The organism is Mycoplasma sp. 2261 (genome assembly GCF_053851575.1).
Map to the genome: position 1 here is coordinate 1 of NZ_JBSQAX010000007.1, position 21,296 is coordinate 21,296.

Sequence of the window (21,296 nt, forward strand, 5' to 3'; positions counted from 1 at the left end):
ACCAGAAGATCCTAAAAAGAAAGAAGAAGGCAAAGAACAAGAAAAGAAACCAGAAGATCCTAAAAAGAAAGAAGAAGGCAAAGAACAAGAAAAGAAACCAGAAGATCCTAAAAAGAAAGAAGAAGGCAAAGAACAAGAAAAGAAACCAGAAATTAAACATTTAGGAAAAACTCTTCCAGAAGGTAGAGTAGAAGATGAAGACACTAAAGACACTTTAGTATCACCATCTCTTCCAGAAGCTACACCTGACCCTAAAGAAGATGAGTTGTTAAGTAACTTAACAGATGAAGAAATAGAAGAAATGTTTAAATTAGAATCATTAAAAAAGAGCTTAGTAAAGATTAATGAAATTAAAGAACAAGATTTAAATGATGTGCTAAAATCTCTTAAAGCTCTTATAGATAAACAAAATACTCCTGATTCTAAGGAACAAAATACTCCTGAAGTAGATAAACAAAAGAGTCCTGAAGAAAAACAACAAAAGAGTCCTGATGTAGATAGTAAAAAGACTCCTGAAGGAAATCAACAAAAGACTCCTGAATCTAAGGAACAAAAGAGTCCTGAAGACCTTCAAAAGTAAGTTTTTAAAAGAAAATTTAGAAAATTAATTACTAATCTTCCAGATCAAATTAAACAAAACATTCCTAAATTTGATGACAAAATTAAATTAGGCGAATTAAAATTAGCTCCCGAAAGTAAAGAATCTAAGGAAAAAAATAGTTAAGAAGGAATAATAGCTATTTTTACCAAAAACTAGATGACTTAAAAGTACCAAAACTTTAAGTTTGCATTCTATTTAAGCTACCCATATCACGATGGTAACTATCAACTTTAAAAAAATAAGAATATGGCTTGTTTTAAGGAAACTTCTAAAGAGAAATTAGAAATATTTAATTCTTTTAACTTTGCAAGGAATATTTTAAAACAATTAAATTTATATCGGTTTTATTTAAATTTGCCGGCGGTTCTTAAATTTTTATAATAACGAGTTTGCGTTTGTAAAAAAATATATAAAAATCTAGATGCATTTGTGTCTAGATTTTTTGCTCTTAAGGAGATAAAATAAAGAAATTAGGAAGAGAGAAATAGTTAAATATTTACGTTTCAGACCATAAAAAATGTGCAAAATAGATAAAACCCATTAGGAATTTCTTTTTAAATTGCAAAGAAAATAACGAGCGGTCTAATTATTGAAAAATCATAGAAGACATTTTAACAAAGCACAATTCAGTAGTAATAAAAAGCGTGCTACTAAAGAAAAGCATCTTTAAGATGCTATTATGAAAATGAAAGATAGATACTTCAATAACTTCGTTTGATATAATGAGAAAATGGTTTAATAAAAGCAAAAAATAAAACCATAAAATGGTTATTCAATAAAAAATTAAAATTTGAATATCTTAATTTTTACTAAGCATTATTTTAATAAAATCGCTTATTATGAATTTGCTACACTTATGAAATACGAAATAATTAATTGGTGCGCTTTTTGCTTGTATGAGAGCAACGTGTGATTAATTATTATTTGGCACAAACTAGGTGGATTACCAATGAAGTTATTGGGCAATGATAGATTGTGGCAAAATACAAATTTGAATAGTTACATTCAATTGACCATTCAGTTTTTTGTGGCACAGTTTAAATTTTTAAAAACTTTTGATTTTATAAGGATATATAACAGCTGAAATGTTTTTTGTTATTTTCAAAATTAAATTTAGATGTAATAGATAAAAAATAAAATATTATTGTAATTTAACTCGATAGTATAAGTAAAAATCTCGTATTAGTATTTTTATTTTGTCTATATCAACTTATTATAATATAATAAATACATGCTAGATTTTATACAAAAAAGAATACAAAAATCAATTGATAAAATTAATAAAAAATTGTCAATTAATGAAGAAGATATTTTAGAAATTTTAAGAGAAGTTAAGTTAGCTTTATTAGAAGCTGATGTTAATTTAGAAGTTGTTAAATCATTTATAAAACAAGTAAAAGAGAAGGCATTAAATAGCCAAATTATAGGTAAATTAAATCAGCAGCAAACTGTCTTAAAGATTTTTAAGGATGAATTAACCAAAATACTAGGTAGTAATTCTATTGAAATTAAACCAAAGGCAATACCAACAAAAATTATGATGGTAGGACTACAAGGTTCGGGTAAAACTACAACATCCGCTAAATTATCATTTTATCTTCGAAAAAAAGGGATATTCAAAAAACCACTATTAGTTGGTGATGATATATATCGCCCCGCTGCTAGAGACCAACTAGAACAGCTTGCAAAGCAAACTCAAACCGACTTTTTCACAAAGAAGGAAAATGATGCCTTATTAATTGTAAAGCAAGCAATTGAAGTAGCTGAACAATATAAAAATGACCTAGTTATTGTTGATACTGCAGGGCGTTTGGCAATTGATGAAGAGTTAATGAATGAATTAGAACAAATTAAAAAAAATATTAAACCAGATTACATATTTTTAGTTATTGATTCAATGAGCGGTCAAGATGTTATTAATACAGCGAAGGCTTTTCATGAAAAATTAAATTTAAATGGAACCATCATAACTAAATTAGATTCAGATGCAAGAGGTGGTGCAGCACTATCAATAACGCATCTTCTTCAAATTCCTATTGCCTTTATTGGGATTAGCGAAAAGATAGCTGGCCTAGAATTATTTTATCCAGATAGAATGGCAGATAGAATTTTGGGAATGGGTGATGTTCTTTCGCTTATTGAGAAAGCATCAGAAGAAGTTGATGAAAAAATGATGAAAAAAATAGGTTATAAAATGATCAGCGGAAAGTTTGATCTTAATGATCTAATGAATTCTCTTGCGCAAATTAAAAAACTCGGTAAGATGAAGGCAATTCTTAAATTAATTCCCGGAATGGCTGATAGAGTAAGCGATGAAAAAATAGAGGAAGCTGAAAACAAGTTTAAAATTTATACATATCTAATTAATTCAATGACTGAACAAGAAAAAAAGATGCCTAAATTATTAAAGAATTCGTCTCGAAAAGAAAGGATTCTTAAAGGCTCGGGTAGAAGTGCTCGTGAGTATAACATGTTATTAAATGATTTTGAGAGAATGTCTAAACAAATGAAGGAATTGGGTAATAATCCACAGATCAAAAATGGTATTTTAGGATAAAAAAGATGGGCATATTAAAACATGGACAAAAATCCAGATACAAATGTGCTCAGATTTTTTTGTATATGTTTATAAATGCATAAATTATTAGTAAACAATTTAGTTACGAATGCTTAACCTACTGCATTGGCAAAATTTAAAAAACTAAAAATAAAATGTAAAAGCCGGTTAGGCTTTTAATCCTGCCAAAAACGATGGCAAAATATTACCTTTTTTTAAAAGATTTTAATATTAATAAATGCTTTGAAGCAGGTGTTAATTTGGCTACTGTGAGTTCTTATTTAGTTAAGATTTTTTAAAAGAAACAGTTGATATGTTACTAAATTAATTGATGAATGGAGCAATTAAATAAAAAATAACAAAAGAGAAGAAGAAAGAAAAAAACTTTATAGTGCAATTTGAAGAGTTGCTGAAGATTTAAGAGGAAGCGTTGATGCTTGAGACTTCAAGCAATACATTTTAGTTACATTGTTTTATAGATACACGCCTGAGAACATTACCAAATATTTTAATGATGCAGAAAATGCTGCTAATCCAGACTCTTTATTTAATTATGCTGATATTTTTGATGATCAAATTGATGATGAAATTAAAGAACAATTAAAAGATGAAAAAGGTTTCTTTATCAAACCTTTTTCATCTTTTTATAAATATCTTAAGAAGCAGCAAAGATAATGAAAATCTTAATGAAATATTAACTACAGTTTTTGATGAAATAAAAGCTTCGACAATTGGTCATGACCCCGAGGAAGACTTTAAAGATTTACTTAAAATTATCTATGTTTCCTCATACCCCTTATCTTATATTTTATTTTTATTAACAATTTTCTTTATTATAAATAGATTTCTTAATAGTTTAATTGAGCTTACTAAGAAGATGTTTAAAGAAAATAAATTAGACAGTTTAAAAGTTTTTTTGCTATTAGTTTTTGAGTGTAGAATAAGTTTATATAAGGAAAGATTTCTAATATTATCAAGAAATTTCAAGAACACATTGTTTAAATATTTAGGACTATTTTTACATATATTTAAAATATTGTTAATTGCATTTTTTAACACTTTGTAATCTTTTGCATCAAGCTCTACGCGAAGTGAGCTTTTAATTGCATCAATAAAAAAGTTAGCAGTATGGTCTATATTCTCTTCATTTGTAATTTCTACTAACATTTTGTCGAATATAAACAATAAATTATATTTATTTTTTATAATAAAATGTTTTCATAATTCATCAAAATTTCTTAATTTAACATAAACATCAGAATAATTAATAAGAGATTCAACGAAAAAATCAGTAAATTCTGAAAACGAATTTAGGCTAGATAAATATTCTTTTACCTTATTAAATTTTTGATTATTTTTGATGTTAAATAAATATGTTAAAAAGCTAGTATTTAAGGAATCTTTTATTAAGGAATGGATTATATCTTTGAATTCCTTTTTTGAATCATTTATTAAACCAGAATTAAAAAGATATTTTAAAACATCATAAACCATATTTTGCTCATTTTTGAAAAAGTTGTTTAATTCTTGTTTTATTAGTTTGTAGTTAATAATTTTTTTTGATAATGCCTTTTTTTGCAAAATACATTCAATAATATAAACTATGTCATCAACCTTATGATCCTTTAATAGTATTAGAATAGCTTCTTTTGATCTTCGTTCATTTGTTAAAAAAATAAGAATTTTAGCAATGCTCTCATATTGTTCTGGAGCATAAATAAATTTCTGACTAATAATTTTTTTGATCATTTCGCTTATTGGCAACTTGCTATATCTTATGAATATTGAACAAAAATCAGTTATACGATTTCTATTGTGTAAAAGATTATTAAAATATCTTTGTGATTTATTTTGTCTGAAGAGAATTTCATTTTTATTTTTTCCATAAATCATTTTAAATAAACTTAAATTTTCACTACATTGTGATATTGGATTATATGAATAGATGTTGTCTTCTCAATATTTGGTGTCGGAAATATATTCATTAGTAAAACTATGATTATTAAGATCATTTTTAAGCATTTTGAAATTTAGAAAAAGCTTAACATAAATATCCATTGCTATTTTTTTATAGCCACGTTCAGTTGGATAAATTGAAAAAATATTTTCAAATAAATATTTTTTATTTTCTTCCCAATATTTTGTGTCGTTTATATTAATAAAATCAATTCGGCATTTTTTAGCAGATTCCGCAATTGTTTTATTTAGATTAATTTGTAGGTAATCAAAAATTTCAAATTGGTCGCTTAATTGAGTGTTTAAAAAAGATGAAATAGTATTTCTTAAATTCAATAATAATGGTGAGTAGCTAGTAATTATTATTTTTGCTTTGTTATTAATTTTCCTGATGGTTGAAATTAGACTTATTATTTTATTTTCGATAACAATGCTTAAATTTTCAATATCTTTTTTGATTACGGAAATTTGTCTATCTCTAGCTCCACCATTTAATTTAGTCAAAAGAAGTATTTTTTGAAATGGTAAATTGGAAAAAAAATCATTAAAGCCAATAGTTAAAGTAATTAAATTGGCTTCCGCAATTTTTTCATTGATACATTGGAAATCATTATTTCTAATATTTCAATCCTTCAAAAATGGTGAAAAAAAGTTATTAAATGGATTATTTGAGGATCAATCTATTGACTGAATTAAGTCTAATTTGCTCCCCATTTTTTTAAGGACCTTTTTATTGTTGCTATAAAATGCTTCCAAAAATTCACATGAGGCATTACATATAGCAAAATTATAAAAACTTTCAACTTGTAAATTAGACGTATCATTTAGAAAATTTGCTAACATCGATGGGAAGCATAAACCTTTGATTTCACCATTTTTATCCATATAACCATTAGTCGGAAAACCAATCTTTGAATTATAACCTGCTGAAAATGCGTCGCCTAGGGCAACATATTTTATGATAATGGGTTTTTTTGTATTCTCATCCATTCTATTTTCCGCCTTCATATGCATCAAAAATAACATTATTTAAATTTTTGAAATGATTAATTAACATATTGATGCCTTTTTTAATGTCATAAACACCGTTTTTTAGTAATAAATTGTTTTGCATTGCATATTTGGAAATATTTGCAAAAATATCCTCTAAATCAAAAGTAGGATTTAAATTAATTTCTTTTAGTTTCTCAGGATAATATTTAGACATTAATTGATAAAGAGAAACAATTAATTCGTTTTGATCAATGGCCTCTTGTCTAATTGATCCAACAATGGCTAATTTTGCTCCAATTTCATTATTTTCGATTTTAGGCATCAATAAACCAGGAGTATCTAACAAAAGATAATTTTTGCAATTAATTCATTGTTCCGATCTCGTAATACCAGGTATCGACCCGACCTTAGTTGCTCTCGATTTTGACATCATATTAATAAATGTTGATTTACCGACATTTGGCACACCTAAAACAACACATTTAAGGCTTGGAGTAAGTTTTTGCTTTTGATCATTTTTGGCCTTAAATTTTAGGAACTCTTTATTTAGAGCAATATTAATTTTTGCATATGTGTTTTGTGCTTTTAGGTTGGTAACAACTACTTGACCACGTTTTTTATAATCTTCAAGAAAAGGTTTGAGTTTTTCGAGATTAGTTTTATCCGCCTTATTAAAAACAAATAAAACTGGTTTGTTATTAATTATTTTGAAAATTTCATCATTAAAAGAACTTCGAGGTAATCTAGCATCCATTACAATAATAAATAAATCAAATAATTTTTGTTTTTCTTGCAATAGTCTAAATTGTTTGGCCATATGGCCAGGAAATCAATGGATCATATTATTTCCTTTCTATTCTTTTTTTAATATAAAATCCTTGCCTTTTTGGACTTCATAAATTGACAGATCATTAAAGTTTGTTTGTCGTAAAATTTCATATAAAACAATAGCTACTGAATTAGCTAAATTTAAACTGCGACAATTAGGATTCATAGGAATTCTTAAACAATTATCGATGTTAGTTTGCATAATTGTCTTTGGTATCCCTGTGCTCTCTGTGCCAAACATAACTCATATTTCACCTTCTTTTTGTGCCAGTTCATCATATTTAATATCGATATAATTTTTTAAACCATAACGTGTTATGTAAAAAATATTTTTGCTAGGATATTTTTTAATAAAATCATCATATGATTGATGAACCTCATGTTGAATTTCACTAAGAAAGTGCCCGGCCGCTTTTCTTTTTAATCAATGAGGGTGTAAGTCAAAAGCTATTGGTTTTATAATATGAAGCTTGGCTTTAGCAGCGAAACATGTACGGATTATGTTTGCTGTATTAGCATTTATTTCAGGTTGATATAGAATAATATTAATCATAGTAAAAATTTTACTATATATAGCAAAAATTAGCAAATATAAAACTCACTAAACAAATATTTAATCCAATCTTTATGATATGTTGGTAAATAAAAAAAGTTTGGTTTAGAAATAAACAAACTTTTTATAAATCTATAAATATAAACTACGATATTAAAAAACTATTTAAATAATTTTTTATATTGACCATATCCTTTTTCATCAAGTTCTTCATAAGGGATAAAACTAAGAGATGCGGAATTAATGCAGTATCTTAATCCGCCTTTATCTCTTGGACCATCACTGAAGACATGACCTAGATGTGAATCGGCGTTTTTTGATTTTACTTCTGTTCTAATCATTCCATGCGAAGTATCTGTCAATTCAACCAATAGACTATTATCTATCGGCTTAGAAAATGCTGGTCAACCGCAACCAGAATTAAATTTATCATCTGATATAAATAATGCTGTACCATCAACAATATCAACATAGATGCCTTTTTCATAATGGTTATTATATTTATTCATATAAGGTCTCTCAGTAAATGCTTTTTGCGTTACATTATACTCAAGTTCACTTAGTTGTGCTAAACGTTTTTCTTTTTCTTGGGGATTCATAAACCCTCCTTATATTTTATAATTTTATATTGAGTAAGTATATAAAGATTTTATATGATTTTATGCATAATTTAAATTATTTTAGAATTTGTGAATTAGGAATTTTCTAACTTAATAAGAGTTTGATGAACCTAATATTAAATATGCTCATATTAATATTTCAAAAAAACACCACAAATACATAGATCTGTGGTGTTTTAGCACTATTTTTTTACTTAAAAAGTAACATAGAAAAAATTTATTTTCTAATATTTAGTGATTTAATGGTTGATTGGTATAATGTATAATCTTCGTTTTTTAAGTGATTTAGCAATGCTTTACGGTGATTAACTTTTCTCATAAATCCACGCATTGAGTGCAAATCTTTTTTATTAATAGCAAAGTGTTTTTTTAATGATTCAATATCTTCAGTTAATATTGCTATTTGTACAGGCAAGTAACCTGTGTCTTTTTCATTTCTTCCAAATTGCTTTACCAATTCGCTTTTTCTAATTTTAGAAACCATCTTTTTCCTTTCATAACCTAGCAATAATCTTAATTACTACCAAGGAATAAATAACGAATACCTCAATATAGGGCATTCGCTTTTATTATATCATAAAAAAATAAAAACACGACTAGCGTGTTATGGTCAATTTCTTGAAATGGTGCGAACAAATGGACTTGAACCATCGACCTCACGATTATCAGTCGTGTGCTCTAACCAACTGAGCTATGCTCGCATAAAAACATGGGATAAACCCATATAAGTATATCACAAAAAAATTAACGTTTTGAAAATTGTCTTGCTCTTCTTGCTTTTCTCAATCCAAATTTCTTACGTTCCTTAACACGAGCGTCTCTTGTTAAGAATCCAGCATCTTTTAATTTGTTATGATATTCATTATTTGATGCTTCTAATAATGCTCTTGCAATACCTAATCTAATGGCTCCTGCTTGACCGGTTAAACCACCACCATTTACATTGGCAAAAACATCAAATTGATTTGTTGTTTCGGTAACACCAAATGGACTTAAGGCATCCATTAATAAAATTTCTGAATTTAAATATTGTTTCGCTTCTTTTCCATTAATTACAAAATTGCCTTTTCCAGGAATTAAGTAAACTCTAGCAATGGAAGATTTACGACGTCCTAGGCCATAGTATCTAATTTTATCTGCCATTATTTAACCTCTATTTGTGTTGGTTGTTGTGATACTTGCTTATGTTCTGCATTTGCATAAACATAAAGATTTTTAAATTGTTTGCGGCCTAATTTTGTATGAGGCAACATACCTCTAACTGCTTTTTCAACTAGAGCAATTGGTTTTTTAGCTCTTAAATCTGCAGCAGTAATTTGTTTTAAACCACCAGGATATCCAGTGTGGTGATAGTAAATTTTCTTTTCATCTTTTTTAGCTGTTAAAAGAACATCTTTTGCATTAATAACAACTACATTGTCGCCCATGTCAACATTTGGAGTAAATGTTGGTTTATTTTTTCCACGAAGGATTGAAGCAACAAGAGTTGAAAGTCTACCTAAAGGTACGTTGGCTGCATCGATGATGTATCATTTTTTATCAACTATTTCTTTTCTAATAATTGTTGTTTGACGCATACTTTCTCTTTCATGTTTTAAATATATTTAAAAATTAATGATCATTATTTATATACATAACTTAATATAAATAAATTTCACTAAACTATTATAGCAAAAAAAATTTCATTAGTTCATTTTTGCAATCATATATATTAATGCTGTTTCTGCTCGCAAAATTGTCTTGGTTAATGAAACGATTTCGATATTTTCTTTTTTTGCCAATTCTATTTCATTTAATGAAAATCCACCTTCTGGCCCGACAATTAGAAGAGTATCTCCTTTTCGTTTGGTTATCTTTTTATCTTTTTCATTTTCATAAGCTAAAATTTTGTTTTTAACATCTAGTTTAATAATCTCATCATAGGTCATAACTCTTTCGAATATTGGCATTGTATTTCGAAAAGATTGTTGTGATGCTTCAAGGATTATTTTTTTAAATCTCTTTATTTTGTTTTCTATTTGCATATTAGTTTTATCTGTGTATTCTGAAATAAAAGGAATAATTTTTGTTACTCCTAATTCAACGCTTTTTTGTAAAGCAATTTCAAAATTATTTTGTTTTATAAGCGGGATTGCTACAATTAAATCATCTTCTAATTCATTATCTATATTTAACTTTTTCTTAATTATGGCCTTATTAGGAAACTCAAAATAACATAAGTAAAACTCATTATTAAAGTTTATTAAAAAATCTTGATTTTTAATCCGGATTACTTTTAAATGTTTTTGTGTATCTTCATCTAAATAGAAATAATTTTCACTTTTAGAACTGCTAAAAAATTTATACATAATTATTAAATTATAAAATTTTTTATAAATATCTAATGCTTTATCCTTAAATCATAAATAAAAGTTTTAGAGATAGAAAGATAATAAGTTTTATTTTTTTAATAAACACTTAATAAACAACAATAATATAAGCACTTATTTTCTAAAAAAACATGTAATTAAATAATTAATCCAATTGCGGCCTTTTATATGATCCAAATTATAAATGCAACATTAAAAATAAAAAAATATAACGGAAATTCGGAATATTTAACATAAATTAAATAACTGTATTTATATTTTTATTGTTATTTTTGTAAAAAAAATGAAAAAATCTAACTTTTTTATATTAAACTAATAGCAAATAAAAAACAATAAAGGAGAATATATGATTAAAAATAAATTCCTAAAAGCATCACTATTTTTGTTGCCGATATTACCCACTGCAACATTAGTTGCATGTGCACCAACAAATAACAGCGAACATACAGTTCCAGACGCCGGGCCCAAAATTAATGAAAATAAAAAAACAAATCAAACATTAGATTTTACTAATTTTGGTGTTAAAAAATTTAATGGTCAAGTAAAAACCAGAACATTATTATTTGCGGCGGCAACAAGTGAAAATTTTCTAGATAAGGATGGTGTATTTTCATTCAGATTACACCACCGGCCAGTGGAAGGGGTTAAAGGCGAATGATTAGCCTTTGCCACAGAAGTTAAAGGAAGAAATGATAATACATTAGTAGATCCTTTGAATATAAAAATTGCATCGACACAAGCCGATGAAGGAGCTGGTGTTGAATATCCTTTAATATTTAAATTTGATAAGCCAGAAAACAAGTTAGGTACAGGAAAGTATTACACATTTGTTTTTTGAAAAAAAGATGGAACTGAAAGAATTGTTTTCAATCAAACACATATTGATAATAACAACGACATTTTTCCATCATTTCTACCAAACTAATAAATTAAGAAAAAAATTATATAGAGCAATCAACATTATGGATTAGGATTACTTAAAAAATAGGAATATTTTTTGTTCTTACTTGCGCCATTATGTTGTGCTCATTTTATTATTGTTACTTTTGATAAAAAACTTAAAATAAAAAGCCGAATGCTTTACATTTATGGATAAAAAATATGCCCATTTGCACACGGTGGCTAAGCAAAAAAATCCCTTTATATCTTTTATTGCTTTTTATTGCTTGCGGGGTCTTTTTTTTGATTTTTTGATTATTATGTTACGATGCTGGAAATTAAATTAATAATAATTTTGCAATATTTACATATTTTTTTTCTTATAAAGAACATGTCTATATGTTTTTGCTTTTATACAAATTTTATTTAGGAATCAAAGCATTTTATAAATTTGGTATAACAAGTTTTATAAGCATTCTAGGAAATATTTTTTTAAAAAATCAGTCTACAATAAAAGAAAAGTTAATAATATTGTCATTTATAAAAATATAAGTTATATCAATAGCGAAATATTAGAATGAATAAAAGAAGAAATAAGCAAATCCAAAAAATAGCTGTGTCCAAAATTTAAATGCCAACTTAACTTAATTTATTATGTTTTATGATACAATTTTTATATTAATTTTATATAAATATATAAAAAATGTAATGAGGTTACAATGCCAAATAATACTAAAAAAAATATTCATGATGTTATCGCTCATTTAAAAAATATGGGTTTTGTTTATCAAAATTCAGAAATATACGGTGGTGTTGTGAATACATGAGATTATGGTCCATTAGCAACTGCTATGATGACTCAAATCAAAAATATATGAATTAATGAATTTATAAGAAAAGAAAAAAATTATCAAATCGATTCTAAAATTATTATGAATAAGAATGTTTGAAAAGCTAGTGGTCATATTGATAATTTTTCTGATTTTCTAATTGAAAATAAAGTTAATAATAAAAGATACCGTGCCGACCATATTATTAAAGATCTATTTCCTGAAATTAATGTCGAAAAATGTACATTTGACGAATTAGAGAAAATCATTAAAAAAAATGTTAAAAAATATGATGGTGTAAGTGCAGAATGAGGAGAAATTAGACCATTTAATTTGATGTTTAAGACGCAAATGGGAGCAATTGATAACAGTTCTTCTGAAACCTTTTTAAGACCTGAAACCGCACAAGGTATATTTGTGAATTTTAAGAACTTGACTAGAACATCAAGAGCTAAATTGCCTTTTGGAATTGGCCAGATAGGTAAAAGTTTTCGCAATGAAATAACCCCCCGTGACTTTATTTTTAGAACAAGAGAATTTGAGCAAATGGAATTAGAATTTTTTTGCGAAGAAAAAGATAGCAATAATTTTTATCAGTATTGAATTGAAAAATGTAAAAAACTCGTTTTATTATTAGGTCTTAAGGAAGAAAATATACGTATAAGACCACATGAAGCAGAAGAATTAAGTCACTATTCAAAAGGAACAAGCGATATTGAATACTTATTTCCTTTTGGATGAGGTGAGTTATTAGGAATTGCTAATCGCGGCAATTATGATTTAAGTCAACATATGAAATTTTCTGGTGAATCTCTTGAATACTTAAAAGACGATGGGACCAAAATAATTCCGTATGTTATTGAACCTTCAATTGGATTGGACAGATTGCTTTTTGCATTGATTATCGATGCTTATACAGTCGAAAAAAATGATGATAAAGAAGAAAGAGTGATTTTAAAATTAAGTAAAAAAATTTCACCCTATCAAGTTGCTATATTACCTTTAATGAAAAAGCAGTCATTGGAAGCCAAGGAAATTTATAACAATTTATTGGAAAATACTAATATTAGAATAGCATATGATGAAGCTGGTTCTATTGGTAGAAGATACCGTAGACAAGACGCAATTGGAACACCATTTTGTATAACTGTTGATTTTGATACAACCAAAAATAATACTGTAACTATTAGAAATAGAGACACAATGAAGCAAGATGTAATACCAATTAGTGAAATTGCAAGTTATTTATTAGAAAACAGATAATAAAAGGAATTAATTTTGCAGGAAAGTGTTTGAGAATATGTAATTTCTAAAAGTGATATTGTTAATATTATTGGGCAATATCTGACTTTAATGAAGCAAGGGAAGAATTATAAGGCTTGTTGTCCTTTTCATGGCGAAAAAACGCCATCTTTTGTTGTTAGCCCAGAGCAAGGAATATTTAAATGTTTTGGATGCGGAAAAGGCGGAGATGTAATTAAATTTATTCAATACAAGGAAAATTTAACATCCTTTGAGGCACTAAAATTTTTAGTCAATAAACAAAACCTAGATATTTCCAAATTCGGCAATTTTATGAATAATTCCGCTATCACAACTGAACATTCTAAAATTCTTGAAGTCAATAAGGTAGCACTTAATTTTTTTAGATATCAAATTACTTTTGAAAAAAGCGCCGAATTAATAAAGTATCTGCACAAAAGAAACCTAAATGATAATTTAATTAAAGAATTTCAAATTGGTTTTTCATCAAAAAACAAGTCAATTTATGAAACTCTTATCGAACATAAATTTGATTCGTTTGAAATATCCAATTCATCATTATTATCTTCTATTGAAAATAAAAATTTTTTTAACGATCGTCTAATGTTTCCAATATGCGATGAATTAGGCAATATTATTGCTTTTTCAGGTAGAGACATTACTGAATTACAAAACCCTAAATATTTAAATAGTTCTGAGACTATTGTTTTTCGAAAAAATGAAGTAATTTTTAATTATTTTCATGCAAAAGATGAAATAAATAATAAAAGAGAAGTTTACTTAGTAGAGGGGCAATTTGATTGCATAGCCATGTTTAAAGCCGGATTCAAAAATGCCGTAGCAATTATGGGTACTTCATTATCACCAGCCCATCTAAAACTATTAAATAATAAAACTATTACATTATTTTTTGATAATGACAGTGCAGGGCAAAATGCAACACTAAAAAATTTAAGGATGATATTGTACTATTCAAAAAAATACAATTTAAATGCTAAATTTGTTATAAATACATTAAATAAAGATGCAGATGAACTTTATAATCTAGATAATGGTTTAACTTTAAAAAAAATGTGTGAAAACAAGGTTGATATTGTCGAATATTTATTAATACTGGCCAAGCAAAATATTTTAAACAATAAACAATCATTTGAGAGAAATGAAATATTTAAGCAGATATTTGAATATGTTTATTATATTGATAATTCATTAGTTTTAATGCTCAAAGAAAGATTTATTAATGAAAACATTTTAACTGCCGATTTATTTGAAAACTACTATAAAAATTCTAATCCTCTTTTCTTATCAGATCCATTATTTAAAAATAAAATTAATGAAAAAAAACATAGCACAAATCACCCAAGTATTTATACAAATGAAAATTATGATAATAACTTTTTTATCAAAAATGATATTGCAAGCCTACAACCAGAAGTTTCGAAGCAAGGAAATTCACCAAGTATTAATAAAAAAAATAAAAAATTCATTAATGCTAGAACAATATTAAAACAAGAAATAAGTAGGCATTATATGCTATTAAAGGAAATTTTGTTGCTAGTATTAAATCAACCTTTTATTGCCAAACAATGAAAAAATGATGGATTTCATGATCTTAATTTAGATGATGATTCACAAAAGATATTAAGAAAATTAATTAGTTATATTATCAAAAAGAACAAGGAAGGTTTAGAACTAAGTCAATCCAATCTTGTTTCGGTAATTGAATCCGACCTTAATAAAGCAAAAATATCAAATAATATTGATTTAATAAATGAATATAAATCATATCTAGAACAAGCAATTCAGATAAAAAATTTAACTCTCACAAGTGATAATTTGAAAAAAGATATCAAAAATCTATATGATCGTGTAGATGAGTTTGTTGAGAATCGAAAGAAACCAAAAAAGCAGATTTTAATGTATACCAAAGGAGCGCAGGATGACAAGTAATAATTTAGAAAAATCAATAGATTATGTTATTTCAGTAATTGAAAATGAGGTAGTTAAAAGGAAAAATAAAGATAAAAAATTTAAAACCCTATCTCAAGAGGAAGTTTTTGATATTCTTTATAAGAAAAAACTTTATGTTGATGATGAAGAAGCAGATTTATTATTGCTTAAATTGTTTGAAAAAAATCTTATTTCTAATAGTGTTGATGAAGGCGATAACGATGATGTTGAAAATTTTGTTCAAGATGCAGAATTTAACGAAAGTATGTTAAAAGATATTGATGACGAGGATGCTGAAAACGAAGATATTGACTATGACTTTGAATATGATGATAGCACCTTGGTACCAAATGATAGCATCAATTCTGCTGTAGAAGAAGATCAAACCTTTAGTGAAGATGATGAATATATTTCAAGCAAAATTAGTGAAACGTATGATGAAGAAGATGAAGAATATGACTATGATCTTAACGAATATGATGATTATAGTGAAGTTAATTGAAAAAGCAGAAGATCTAATGATGAATTTGATGCATCAAAACTATTAAAAAACTATGATAGTGAAGAAATAAAAATTGGTTCAGCTAGAAAAAATTCTGAGAATAGTAATTTGTCAAACAGATTAACTGAAACAAATGATATTGTTAAGTGATATATGAGATGAATAGGCAAGTATGGTAAGCTTTTAACACCAAAGGAAGAATTAGAAACAGCTGAAAAAATGGCTAAGGCTAGAGAGAATGGCGACAAATGAGCATATAAAAAAGCACGCGATTTGTTAATTAAAAGAAATTTAAGACTAGTTATCAATAATGCTAAAAAATATAAGAATAGAGGTTTGAGCTTTATTGATTTAATTTCAGAGGGTAATTCTGGAATCATGAAAGCAGCTGATAAATATTTACATACTAAGGGATATAAATTTTCTACATATGCTACTTGATGAATTAGACAAGCAATTACTAGAGCCGTTGCTGACCAAGCGAGAACTGTAAGGGTCCCTGTGCATATGGTTGAAACAATTAATAAAGTCTTGAAGATTGAGAGAGAATTACAACAAGAACAAGGTTATCCTCCTACAGATGAAGAAATTGCCAAGAAGTTTGGTGAACCCGAATTCACTGCTGATAAGGTAAGATATATAAGAAAAATAAACATTGACCCTATTTCACTTGATAAAAATATTGGAAAGGAAGAAAATTCAAGCTTTTCAGACTTTGTTAAGGATGAAAGTGTAATTAGTCCAACTAATTTTACAAGTCAAGAAGAATTGAGTGTCATTTTGAATGAAATGATTAATTCGTTAACAGATGAATCTGATCGATTATTAATAAGAAAAAGATATGGAATTTCTGACCCAAACGGAGAATCATATCGTCCTCATTCCTTAGATGAACTTGCTAAAGAACTAGGGGTAAGTAAAGAAAAAGTTCGTCAAATTGAAACGAAGGTTTTGCGTAAATTAAGACATCCGCAAAAACGTAAGCAATTAAAAGAGTTCTATGCTAATGAAAGTTATAATTTAGATTAAATCGAGGTGAAAAATGATTAAGTTGGGCAGTCATGTCTCGTTTTCAAAATCGGACTATCTATTAGGCGCTGCACGTGAATCACATCATAATAATGCTAACTGCATGATGATTTATCTCGGGCCAAATCAATCCCCTTATCGCGTTGAAGAAAAATACTACAAGTATGATGAGTACAATAAATTTTATGCAGATAAAATTAAATCCGATGATATTATTGTTCATGCACCCTATATCATTAATCCTTCAAACCCGCTAAAAAATAAGTTTGCGATTGATTTTTTAATCTCTGAAATTAAAAGAATGAATTTTATAGGGGCTAAAATAATTGTTTTGCATCCTGGCGCACATACTACTTTTAGCAAAGAAGAAGCTAAAAGTAGCTTAATTTATTCATTAAAAACAGTTTTAGCAAAAACTAATGATGTAACAATCGCCTTAGAAACTATGGCTGGTAATGGAAGCAATTATTGTAATAATTTTGAAATATTAAAAGAAATAATTGAGAAAATTAAATCTGACAGAGTTGCCATATGCCTTGACACATGTCATATATGGGATTCTGGATATGATATTAGGGATTATGATAATTTTAAAAAATATTTAAAAGACAACGATTTTTTAAAGTATATAAAAATTATTCACTTAAATGATTCAAAAAATCCGCTGGGTTCTAAGAAGGACCGCCATGATAATATTGGAAAGGGGTATATTGGTTTAGAAACTTTAAAAAAATTTGTTTATGATCCCGATTTTGATAATATACCCATTATTTTAGAAACACCATATATTGGCGACTTAGCGCCTTATAAAGAAGAAATTGCTTTATTATTAGATAACACAGAGCCTAGTTTATTTTAAATATCATTAAGATCGCTTTTTGTAATTTGTCTATTATCTTTGACTAAATCTAAAATTTTTTCTATCCTATTTTAAACATCTAGTTTCAAATTTTTTCTTCATAGTTTTTTGCTAAAAAAGGTAATAATTGCACCATTGTTAGAAATATAGTATTTGAGTCGCTTCTTAAAAACAACACATTTTATAACTATGCGCCTAAAACTTGGCGCATAGTTTTTGTTAAACTCAATTTTATTTAAAGTACTGATAATTATCTCATTTCTTTTTTTGTGAGCATACATATTTTAATATTTTCTAATGTAAACCTTCGGACAAACTATTTGAAAGAGAAAATTTAAGATCTATTGTTATAAAATTTAGTTTTCATATCTTCGCTTAATGTACAATATTAATCTCTATGACAATAGCAATTAACAATTGTTTATTTTACCTTTTTAATATATCTAAAAATTTGTCTCAATCAAATCTTACAGAGGAGGAGATATTTTTTTATTAGGAAAACTAGAAAAATGAAGTATCTCATCTAATAACATTAGTATTGAACCTCTAAATTCTTTATTATCAATAAATAAAGTAACGTCTGTTCTTTGAAATGCGACAAATTTATTTATAGCTAGTTTTTAGTTGTTTAACAACAAAGTTGCATTATTATATTTCGTGGTTTTTACTAATAAGGATTAAAATATATTTATCAAATTTACCCCCTTTTTTTATCTAAGGATATTTTCTAAACACTTAAAAGCCGAATATTCTTCTTCAATCATAATAGATTTAAAATCACTTGATCTATGTGCTCTTATTATTTTTTTGAATATCATCAAAACCAACAACTCTCTTTTGTATTGCTTAGTCCAATGAAAACACCTTTAGAATTTAATTTATACTTCGCCATTATAGCAATGTGCCTCGCCTATTTCTTCTAATTTTTATCTTAAAAGAATTTCATTGAGATAAATATTAATTAAATTAGTAACATCAGGGCTAAAACCATTTACATTCTAATTAGTAGATAGTATTTCTGCCTATTCTTATTTCTTAGCATGTATCAATTTCTTGCTAACAAAATCATCATTTACGTGCTGAATGGATTTTTTTACTTTTTGTATTTAAAAAAGAAACTATTTATGTTTTTAATTTATTTTATTGTTCTGTAATACCAATTTTTATTTAATTCTGCTAGCTTCCATATTTACTCATTCATACCCTATGCGTTATTTACAAACACCATTGATCATTAATTGATTTGATGAGAATTATCAAAAAAAAAAAAAAAAATGTAAAATACTTACATCAAAATAGTATTTAAAGGAGAAAAATGAAAAAAAGCAAATTACTTTTTATAGGATTTTTACCTGCTTTGGCAACACCGGTTATAGCTCTATCATGTGCAAATCCTGCTAAACCAGAAAAACCAGAAAAACCAGCTGAACCAAAGAAACCAGAAAACCCAGAAACAAAAACCCCTCAACAAGAAATGCCTGATAAGAGTAAACCCGATAAAACAACTCCCGATACCGGAGGAACTAAAGATGATTCAAATAATGAATCACAAGAAAAACAAGAAAAGAATGAAGAACATAAAAAAAATGAATCTTCAGATGTTCCATCTTCTTTCGAATTGCTAGGATATGATAAAGAAAACATTAAATTAGAGGACTTTAATCGCCAGATTTTCGGACAGGCTGATGTACCAAAAGAATACCAAACACCGCCAACATTTGAATTATTGGGTTTTGGAAGCGCAACTATTGGTGAGGAAGAATTTAGCAGACAAACAAACGGTTTAAAGATAAAAGATACTGATTTCAAGAGTTATGGTGGAAAATTTGAAAATGATAAATTAACTATTGAATTTGAAACAAATAATGATTCATATTTTAATAAAATAGCTACAATAACAATTGTTGTTAACGCCTTCGAAACATCGTCGCAAAAATTTACATCACAGAAATTAACCTTAACTAACAAAAGAATAAATTCATTTAATAATAAATTCACTTTTGATTTTTCTTTAAATAGTGAAATTAAATCAGCTACCCATAAGATTCAATCAATTCGTCTTGTAGAATTAATTATTGATGGTCAAAAGGTTGAACTTTAATATCTTTTAAGAAATCTCAATAAAAAAATTTAAAAGCAAAGGTTTGTTACCTTTGCTTTTAAAATTACTTCAATTATTCTTCGTAATTTTCAGGGCGGCTTAAGATCTTAGAACCATTTTTGGTAACAAGGATTGTATCTTCAATACGAGCCCCGCCCAAATCTTTTACATAAATCCCGGGTTCAACCGTGATAACCATTCCTTCTTCTAATACCACATTGCCTGTTCTTCTGCCAACTCCTGGTAGTTCGTGCACATCGATTCCTACACCATGGCCAGTTGAATGAGTAAAGAATTTACCATATCCTTTTGATTGTATATATTCTCGACAAATTTTATCAATCTCAGATGTTTCAATTCCTGGTTTTACAGCTTCGCGGCCAAGTTTTTGAGCTTCGCTAACAACATCAAGAATCGAAACTAATTCAGCTGACTTGGGTTTTCCAAAGAAAAATGTTCTTGTTATATCGCTAGCTCAACCATTGTATTGCGCTCCGAAATCAATTTTAACAATATCGCCATCAACCAATTTACGATTTGTTGGATGATGATGAGGTTCGGCAGCATTTGTACCAAATGCAACGATTGTTTCAAAGCTTTCTTTTTCAGCACCAAAAAGGCGCATTAAATATCCAAGTTTATTTGATACTTCTAATTCAGTCATGCCTTCAACTAAAATTTTCTTTAATTCCTCTAATGCTTGCAATGAAATTAAACAAGCTTCCTGGATGTAATCGGATTCTTCTTGGTCTTTTATTATTCTAAATTGTTTTCCTTTTACATTATGAAATTTTGCTTTTGGCATCATTTTTTTAAAATATTCAAATGTTTGAACATGTAAATAATCTGATTCAATACCAACATTAGAATATTTTTTCTTGTTTAGAAAATTCGATAGTGTTTCTTCTCCTGACTCCAATAAAATAACTTCAACATTCTTTGCAAATTTAGTTGCATATTCAATATATCTACCATCTACAAATAAAAAGGCTTTTTCTTTCTCAATTACAATAAAACCATCGCTTGTCTGAATACCAGCATATCATAATCTTGTTTGAGGCGCCTCAGAGATAATTGCATCTAGCTTCAATTCTTCGAAAATTTTGGTTATTTGTTGTTTTAGCATTTTAACTCCTAAACTCTATTTATTTTTTTTCTTTATGGTTTGTATGTTCATTACATTTTGGACAATATTTTGTTACTTCCATTTTTTCTGGATGCAACTTTTTATTCTTCTTTGTGATGTAGTTTTCCATTTTGCATGACTCACATCTTAATGTTAAACCTTCTCTTGGCATACTTTCTCCTTCTTTTTTAAAATATTTAATTTTTGAATACTTTAAATAACATTATGTATTTTAAAATAATTATAAATTATATTATAATTTGCTATTAATTTGCTTTTT

The 21,296-nt window shown here is 27.1% G+C and carries 19 protein-coding genes and 1 tRNA gene; 9 read left to right on the plus strand and 11 right to left on the minus strand.

All coding sequences use genetic code 4. The features are described 5' to 3' along the window. From ACWXVM_RS01950 to ACWXVM_RS01960, 3 genes are all read left to right on the plus strand, one after another. Positions 1 to 580, plus strand: a 580-nt coding sequence (locus ACWXVM_RS01950; protein ID WP_455994064.1) for a hypothetical protein, incomplete at its 5' end; no start/stop codon positions are given. 1,252 nt (positions 581 to 1,832) lie between these two features. Beyond that, a complete protein-coding gene (ffh, locus tag ACWXVM_RS01955) occupies positions 1,833 to 3,158 on the plus strand; it encodes a signal recognition particle protein (RefSeq protein ID WP_455994066.1) in 1,326 nt (441 codons plus the stop codon). Positions 3,159 to 3,626: 468 nt separating this feature from the next. Continuing rightward, the gene (locus ACWXVM_RS01960) at positions 3,627 to 3,833 is read left to right on the plus strand and encodes a hypothetical protein (RefSeq protein ID WP_455994068.1); all 207 of its coding nucleotides are present in this window, start codon (positions 3,627 to 3,629) and stop codon (positions 3,831 to 3,833) included. A 126-nt stretch (positions 3,834 to 3,959) separates the two neighbouring features. On the opposite strand, the gene ACWXVM_RS01965 is transcribed toward ACWXVM_RS01960, so the two are convergent. From ACWXVM_RS01965 to ACWXVM_RS02005, 9 genes are all read right to left on the minus strand, one after another. Beyond that, positions 3,960 to 6,104, minus strand: a complete 2,145-nt coding sequence (locus ACWXVM_RS01965; RefSeq protein WP_455994070.1) for an SGNH/GDSL hydrolase family protein — start codon at positions 6,102 to 6,104, stop codon at positions 3,960 to 3,962. Between the two features lies 1 nt (position 6,105). Further along, positions 6,106 to 6,948 carry a ribosome biogenesis GTPase YlqF gene (gene ylqF, locus ACWXVM_RS01970; protein WP_444705141.1) on the minus strand — a complete coding sequence of 281 codons (843 nt, stop codon included), beginning with the start codon at positions 6,946 to 6,948 and terminating at the stop codon, positions 6,106 to 6,108. A gap of 12 nt (positions 6,949 to 6,960) precedes the next feature. Beyond that, positions 6,961 to 7,488: a tRNA (cytidine(34)-2'-O)-methyltransferase gene (locus ACWXVM_RS01975; RefSeq protein WP_455994072.1), complete on the minus strand. Its 528-nt coding sequence runs from the start codon at positions 7,486 to 7,488 to the stop codon at positions 6,961 to 6,963. 161 nt (positions 7,489 to 7,649) lie between these two features. Beyond that, entirely contained in the window at positions 7,650 to 8,087 is a 438-nt protein-coding gene (gene msrB, locus ACWXVM_RS01980) for a peptide-methionine (R)-S-oxide reductase MsrB (RefSeq protein WP_438340850.1), read from the minus strand. A gap of 238 nt (positions 8,088 to 8,325) precedes the next feature. Beyond that, positions 8,326 to 8,592, minus strand: coding sequence for a 30S ribosomal protein S15 (rpsO, locus tag ACWXVM_RS01985; protein WP_438340849.1), 267 nt, complete (start codon positions 8,590 to 8,592; stop codon positions 8,326 to 8,328). A 140-nt stretch (positions 8,593 to 8,732) separates the two neighbouring features. Further along, a tRNA-Ile gene (locus tag ACWXVM_RS01990) sits at positions 8,733 to 8,809 on the minus strand. 43 nt (positions 8,810 to 8,852) lie between these two features. Next, positions 8,853 to 9,251 (minus strand): 30S ribosomal protein S9, encoded by a 399-nt coding sequence (gene rpsI / locus ACWXVM_RS01995; RefSeq protein WP_455994074.1) that lies wholly within the window; start codon positions 9,249 to 9,251, stop codon positions 8,853 to 8,855. Then, a complete protein-coding gene (gene rplM / locus ACWXVM_RS02000) occupies positions 9,251 to 9,685 on the minus strand; it encodes a 50S ribosomal protein L13 (protein ID WP_438340847.1) in 435 nt (144 codons plus the stop codon). Before rplM ends, rpsI begins: the two co-directional genes overlap by 1 nt. Positions 9,686 to 9,793: 108 nt before the next feature. Then, positions 9,794 to 10,456, minus strand: a complete 663-nt coding sequence (locus ACWXVM_RS02005; protein ID WP_455994076.1) for a 16S rRNA (uracil(1498)-N(3))-methyltransferase — start codon at positions 10,454 to 10,456, stop codon at positions 9,794 to 9,796. Positions 10,457 to 10,823: 367 nt separating this feature from the next. Between ACWXVM_RS02005 and ACWXVM_RS02010 the strand changes: the two genes are divergently transcribed. From ACWXVM_RS02010 to ACWXVM_RS02035, 6 genes are all read left to right on the plus strand, one after another. After that, entirely contained in the window at positions 10,824 to 11,402 is a 579-nt protein-coding gene (locus tag ACWXVM_RS02010) for a hypothetical protein (protein WP_455994078.1), read from the plus strand. A 673-nt stretch (positions 11,403 to 12,075) separates the two neighbouring features. Then, positions 12,076 to 13,449, plus strand: a complete 1,374-nt coding sequence (locus tag ACWXVM_RS02015) for a glycine--tRNA ligase (RefSeq protein WP_455994080.1) — start codon at positions 12,076 to 12,078, stop codon at positions 13,447 to 13,449. 15 nt (positions 13,450 to 13,464) lie between these two features. After that, a complete protein-coding gene (gene dnaG, locus ACWXVM_RS02020) occupies positions 13,465 to 15,399 on the plus strand; it encodes a DNA primase (protein WP_455994081.1) in 1,935 nt (644 codons plus the stop codon). Further along, complete coding sequence (locus ACWXVM_RS02025; protein ID WP_438340842.1) at positions 15,389 to 16,930, plus strand: RNA polymerase sigma factor; 1,542 nt, start codon at positions 15,389 to 15,391, stop codon at positions 16,928 to 16,930. The genes dnaG and ACWXVM_RS02025 overlap by 11 nt, the downstream gene beginning before the upstream one ends. 13 nt (positions 16,931 to 16,943) lie before the next feature. Beyond that, a complete protein-coding gene (locus ACWXVM_RS02030; RefSeq protein WP_455994083.1) occupies positions 16,944 to 17,789 on the plus strand; it encodes a deoxyribonuclease IV in 846 nt (281 codons plus the stop codon). Between the two features lie 1,315 nt (positions 17,790 to 19,104). Then, the gene (locus tag ACWXVM_RS02035; RefSeq protein ID WP_455994085.1) at positions 19,105 to 19,890 is read left to right on the plus strand and encodes a hypothetical protein; all 786 of its coding nucleotides are present in this window, start codon (positions 19,105 to 19,107) and stop codon (positions 19,888 to 19,890) included. A 73-nt stretch (positions 19,891 to 19,963) separates the two neighbouring features. Here ACWXVM_RS02035 and ACWXVM_RS02040 read toward each other — a convergent pair whose 3' ends face one another. Further along, a complete protein-coding gene (locus ACWXVM_RS02040) occupies positions 19,964 to 21,016 on the minus strand; it encodes a M24 family metallopeptidase (protein ID WP_438340839.1) in 1,053 nt (350 codons plus the stop codon). Positions 21,017 to 21,035: 19 nt separating this feature from the next. Continuing rightward, positions 21,036 to 21,188 carry a 50S ribosomal protein L33 gene (gene rpmG / locus ACWXVM_RS02045; protein ID WP_438340838.1) on the minus strand — a complete coding sequence of 51 codons (153 nt, stop codon included), beginning with the start codon at positions 21,186 to 21,188 and terminating at the stop codon, positions 21,036 to 21,038. Positions 21,189 to 21,296 lie beyond the last annotated feature (108 nt).